General features: G+C 44.3%; 4 protein-coding genes. 1 reads left to right on the top strand and 3 read right to left on the bottom strand.

Annotated elements, in window-relative coordinates:
- From ACTRWI_RS21700 to ydiJ, 3 genes are all read right to left on the bottom strand, one after another.
- Nucleotides 1–861: S1 family peptidase (locus ACTRWI_RS21700; RefSeq protein ID WP_499133788.1), on the bottom strand; the 861-nt coding region annotated here is incomplete at its 3' end.
- A gap of 142 nt (nucleotides 862–1,003) precedes the next feature.
- The gene (locus ACTRWI_RS21695; protein ID WP_499133787.1) at nucleotides 1,004–1,465 is read right to left on the bottom strand and encodes a methyltransferase family protein; all 462 of its coding nucleotides are present in this window, start codon (nucleotides 1,463–1,465) and stop codon (nucleotides 1,004–1,006) included.
- 67 nt (nucleotides 1,466–1,532) lie between these two features.
- Nucleotides 1,533–4,568, bottom strand: coding sequence for a D-2-hydroxyglutarate dehydrogenase YdiJ (ydiJ, locus tag ACTRWI_RS21690; protein WP_499133786.1), 3,036 nt, complete (start codon nucleotides 4,566–4,568; stop codon nucleotides 1,533–1,535).
- 222 nt (nucleotides 4,569–4,790) lie between these two features.
- On the opposite strand from ydiJ, the gene ACTRWI_RS21685 reads away from it, so the two are divergent.
- Nucleotides 4,791–5,474 (top strand): DUF3334 family protein, encoded by a 684-nt coding sequence (locus ACTRWI_RS21685; protein ID WP_499133785.1) that lies wholly within the window; start codon nucleotides 4,791–4,793, stop codon nucleotides 5,472–5,474.
- Nucleotides 5,475–5,590: the final 116 nt, after the last annotated feature.

Raw genomic sequence — 5,590 nt, 5'->3', positions numbered from 1 at the left:
AAAAGTATGTGAGATCGGCGCCAATAATCTTGCACCTAACATTTCCATTTGACGATAACTAAAACCCGCTTTCTGTTCATTAATCCAATCATCAAAGTAACTAATATTAGTATAGACTCCGTAAGCGTTGGCCTGTGCACAACCGTCACCCCAACTTACAATGCCCAGTTGTTCATATATTCCATTTGTCGACACAACGATTGGACCACCACTGTCACCCTGACAAGAGTCATATCCACCGTCTTTGTAACCCGCACAGAATGCATCACTGCCAACAACGCCATAGACACTATTACATTCATACTGGTTAACTAAAGGAACATCCACCTGATACAGCTCACTCTTCGATGCATAATCATCTGATGCGTCCTGATCTCCCCAGCCCATCACAGTTAGCATCTGACCATCATTGAGGTTACCGCGAACATAACCGTCAACGAGATTAACCACAGATTCCGATGGCTTATCGACTAACTCGATAATCGCTATATCATTACCTGTGGCTATAGAGTTATAGTATTGATGTACATAAATATTCTCAACAGCGTATCTATGTTGTGTAGCTTGAGAGGTAGAAAGATTGGATACGCCAATCACCACATCGAGATCTTCACGGCCATTACCGTCTACACAATGAGCAGCAGTTAGTACATATCTCTCGCCTATGAAGCTCGCACCACAGAACTGACCGTCATAAGCGTTCACATTTTTTGAGACTAGCGCAGCCATAAATGGCCAATTCCCTTGTGTTGCTTCTTTACCGTTTATAATTCGAGCTGAAACATCTGCCAACGCCGATGTTGAAGACAGACCCACAGCACAGAAGCCTAACGACAACCATTTAGCCTGAACAAATTTCATTACCTAGCCTTTTATTTATATTGATAATGCGGACAGGCTATTTTATAAAAAGAAGATATAAAACCAACTTTACAACTAAGTGTGATAGGTATCGATTAAATGATAACATTTTTACCTTGTAGCTTTACTTTACGCAGGTTTGTTACACCCAGCGCCTAACCTTTTGTTTGTAATCAACATATTCCGCACCGAACAATTGCTCTAGTGCTCGCTCTTCTGGTTTGATTTGGAACTGATTCATGTAGATAACAAAAGCAAAACTCAGCGAGACGCTGAAAATATTCTGGAAAAAATAGCCAAAGCAGAACAGTAAGATGAAAAGGCCCAAATACATTGGGTTTCGCGTGTATTCAAAAATCCCGCTATCAACGACGGTAGAGGCGGTTTCGACTTTAATTGGATTAACGGTGGTTTTCTGTTTTCGAAACTCCCAAATGCCAGCTAATCCAATAACGCCGCTCAAAACGATTCCGACACCAAGAATAATGAACTTAAACGGCATTCCTATCGCACCTGTACTCAACTGCTGAGCACTGAAATAAGAGGCGACTAAAACCAATATAAACAGAGCAACTGGTGGGACTTTCAACTCAAGAAATTTCATAGCTTTCCTTATTAACAATTCCATTGTTAGTTTAGAAAAAAGCCCAGCAATTGCTGGGCTAAATAGTTCAAAGAATTTGTGCGAGTGCCTGTAATGGGTGGGCGAGCTTTTCACCTTCAAAACGCTGCACTTGGCTACGGCAAGAGTATCCTGTCGCTAAACAGCGCTCTTTTGGTAAGTCTTGAATCCTCGGCTTCCAACTTAAACCGTAGATGTCTTTAGACATTTGTAACTTATCGACTTCATGCCCGAACGTCCCCGCCATACCACAACAGCCAACAGGTACGCTAGTAAGTGCGGCTCCAAAATGTTGGAAGATAGCACCCCACTCTTTTTCAGCATTTGGCATCTTGGTTTTCTCGGTACAGTGAGAGAATAAATACCACATTTCTTCACTTGCAGAACGCGCTTCATAGTCACCGAGCGATGGCAATAACCACTCATGAACAGTGAGTACATCAAAGTCACCACGCTTATCCGCTAAGATCTCCACATATTCGTCGCGATAGCAAAGTACCAAAGCTGGATCCACACCCACTAGCGGAATACCAATATCTGCGACCATCGACAAGAAATCAGAAGTGGATTTCGCCTCGCGCGCAAAACGACTTAAGAACCCCTTGATGTGCAACGCCTTACCATTTGGTTTAAACGGCAGTAGCACAGGTGTTTTGCCAAGCTTTTGAGCCAGAGTGACAAAATCTTCGACCACCTCTGCATCATAGAAGCTAGTGAACGGATCCTGAACGATCAAAACATGCTGCTTCTTCTCTTCAGAAGAGAGCCCTTCTAGATATTGAATATCGAAGAGTTGTAGCTCTTTACTCACCAGACGATTTTTCAGCGTAGGTACCGACATCAGCGGCGCATCAACATAACCGAACGTTTTCGCAGTCGCAGATTGAACCCACTTTTGACCCAATGCCGCATTGACAACTTTCGGCGCTTTCGCCATTAGTGGCAGCATGGTTTCAATGTTAGCCACCAAGTAATCTTTCACAGGGCGTTGGTATCGTGAGTAATAGATGTTTAAGAACCGTGAACGGAAGCTTGGTACATCAACTTTGATCGGACACTGACTCGCACACGCTTTACATGCAAGACAACCGTTCATCGCTTCATGTACTTCGTGTGAAAAGTCATACTCGTGGCGTTTGTTCATGGTGTTACGAACGCGCTCAACCATAGTTTTGACTGGAGTATCATCTTTTAGCGCTTCTTGCTCTAAATCGAGAATATCCACGCCTTGCTCTGTCAACTGACGCAACCACTCTCTTACCAAGCCGGCACGACCTTTTGGCGAATGGCGACGGTCAGCCGTCACTTTCATTGATGGACACATTGGCGAGCTGGTGTCGTAGTTAAAGCACAAGCCGTTGCCGTTACACTCCACTGCTTGCTTAAAGCTGTCGCGCACTTGAACGTCGATCTGACGGTCATAGAAGCCACGCTTGGTGTCGGTCACTTTCACCAACTCAGCATCACTTTCTAAAGGCGTACAGATTTTACCTGGGTTCATCTTATTGTGTGGGTCGAATGCTGCTTTCACACGTCGAAGCTCAGTAAATAGTTCTTCACCGAAGAAATCAGGACCGTACTCAGAACGGAAGCCTTTACCGTGCTCACCCCACATCAAGCCGCCATATTTCGCCACCAGCTTAACCACTTCATCAGAGACTTCGTGCATCAATGCTTCTTGCATTGGGTCACATAGGTCGAGTGCCGGACGAACGTGTAGAACACCCGCATCAACGTGACCGAACATGCCGTAATTCAGCTCTTTCGAATCAAGTAGCACTCTAAATTCAGCGATGAAGTCCGCCAAGTTTTCAGGTGGTACACAAGTATCTTCAGCAAAAGCGACTGGCTTAGCGCGACCTTTCGCCGCACCTAATAGGCCTACCGCTTTTTTACGCATGTTGTAGATTCGGCCAATACTTGCCAAATCACTGCATACTTGGAAGCCAATCACGCCCGCTTCTTCGCTCTCAACCATGGTTTCAAGTTTGGCTGTCAGCGCTTGAACTTGCTGTTCCACTTCCGCTTCATCTTGGCCTGCAAACTCAACCATGTTGATGCCAAGCATCTCTTTGTTAGGAACGTCCGTCAGCAGGTCACTCACGGTGTGCCAAACAATATCTTGCTTCGCAAGATTCAATACTCGTGAATCGACCGTCTCTACAGAGAGAGCCTTCGCTTTAACCATGAAAGGTGCGTTACGCAGCGCAGAATCAAACGTGTTGTATTTCACGTTAACCAGAGTTCGCGCTTTCGGGATTGGAGTTAGGTTTAGTTTTGCTTCAGTAATGAAGGCTAAAGAACCTTCTGCGCCACATAAAACGCGAGTAAGGTCAAAGCTGTCATCTTCATCATTGATAGCATTCTTAAGGTCGTAGCCCGTCAAGAAGCGGTTCAATGGTGGAAATTTATCGAGGATTTGAGTGCGTTTTTCACGACACACCGCTTCGGTAACCGCAAGCGCATGATGAGCAAACTCCCCCTCTTCCGGTAAGCCATGTGATAAATCAGACTCTAAACACGAACCATCGGCGAATACCGCTTGCAAAGACAACACGTGGTCAGACGTTTTGCCGTACTTCAATGACCCTTGGCCTGATGCATCAGTATTGATCATGCCACCAAGTGTCGCTCGGTTACTGGTTGAAAGGTCTGGAGAGAAGAAGTAACCGTAAGGGCGAACCGCGTCGTTCAATTGATCTTTCACGATGCCCGACTGAACTCGTACCCAGCCTTCCTTCTCATTAATCTCAAGAACCTGATTCATGTAGCGTGATAAATCAACCACAACCCCTTTAGTTAGAGATTGTCCATTAGTTCCGGTACCGCCACCACGAGGAGAAAAAGTCACGCATTTATAAGCAGATTTAGAACCCACTTTACCGATAAGCACAACGTCGTGTGTTGTTTTGGGAAGAATGACAGCCTGGGGCAGTTGCTGGTATACACTGTTATCAGTCGCGACCGCCAAACGGCTAGAATATTGAGATTCAACGTCGCCAGTAAAGCCCGCTGTTTTTAGTTCACCTAAAAAGCGTACAACAACTGGATCGACATCAGCATTGAGTTGAAGTCTTGGTAACATTTGCTTCCTGCCCCTACTTCGCTGATCCTATCAGCATTGGGTTATCTGAGGTTTTTAATAATTTTCTTTGAATTTCGTCACTTTACTACTATTAAGATCATATAAAAAGGTGATCAAATCAGAATCTCAGTGCAAGAATGGATAAATAGTCACTTTCGTCTTAATTCAGTAACAATATATTGAATAACATTTTGTTTAAGACATCTCCACGAGCACATCACAATGAAAAAAAATAAAACGGTCACCACTGAAGACATTCTTCTTAAGCTCTGCCAATCAGTCTCAAGCGTACTTACTTCAGCGACGGCTTCTCAGGTGTCCTATTCCGCTATGGTACAGAAAATCAACAAGACAAGCCTAAAGCCAGATTTCGGTTGTTTTGTTCTTTTTGACGGCGGCTTTTCTGGCCTTGTTGTTATCAATTTTACGTCGAAAGCCGCATTAGAGATCTACACCAATTACATGCGTAACATGGGCATGCCTGAAAATGAATTAGCAGTGCTGCATACATCTGATGAGGTAGGCGATGTTCTAGGTGAACTAATGAACCAGCTAGTTGGTGATTTCACTAATAAGATCCGTAAAGAGCTGCAAACCAATATCACGCAAAACCAACCGAAAATGCTGGCACTAAACAAGCAAGTAAACCTGTCTGTTGATACCAATCTTGATCGCCCACAGGCTCGTCGTGTGACCTTCTCAACTGAAAACAATAATATCTTCTACCTTGAGCTGGCTATGGACAAAACAGAGTTCATCCAACTAGAAGAATTTGAGATTGCAGAAGACGAGTGTCCGGATAGCATTCTTGAAGCAACTCAGAAAAAGATGCAGGAAGGCAATAGACCAACACAAAGCTCAGGCAACGATTCAGCAGCCGATCTTCTTGATGAACTGGGTATCTAGTATGCGAATGCTCTAGTCATTCTAAAAAAACGTGTCACGAACGCCATCTATCCTCTTGATGGCGTTTTTGTTTCTGATCCAAAATCTGTTTTGCTTAATTAATTGTTACCAACCCA

It is taken from the genome of Pseudoalteromonas sp. G5_S1_14_S5 (assembly GCF_054968605.1).
Note: the sequence above shows the minus strand (reverse complement) of the source record. Positions and strands in the feature narration are given on the sequence as shown.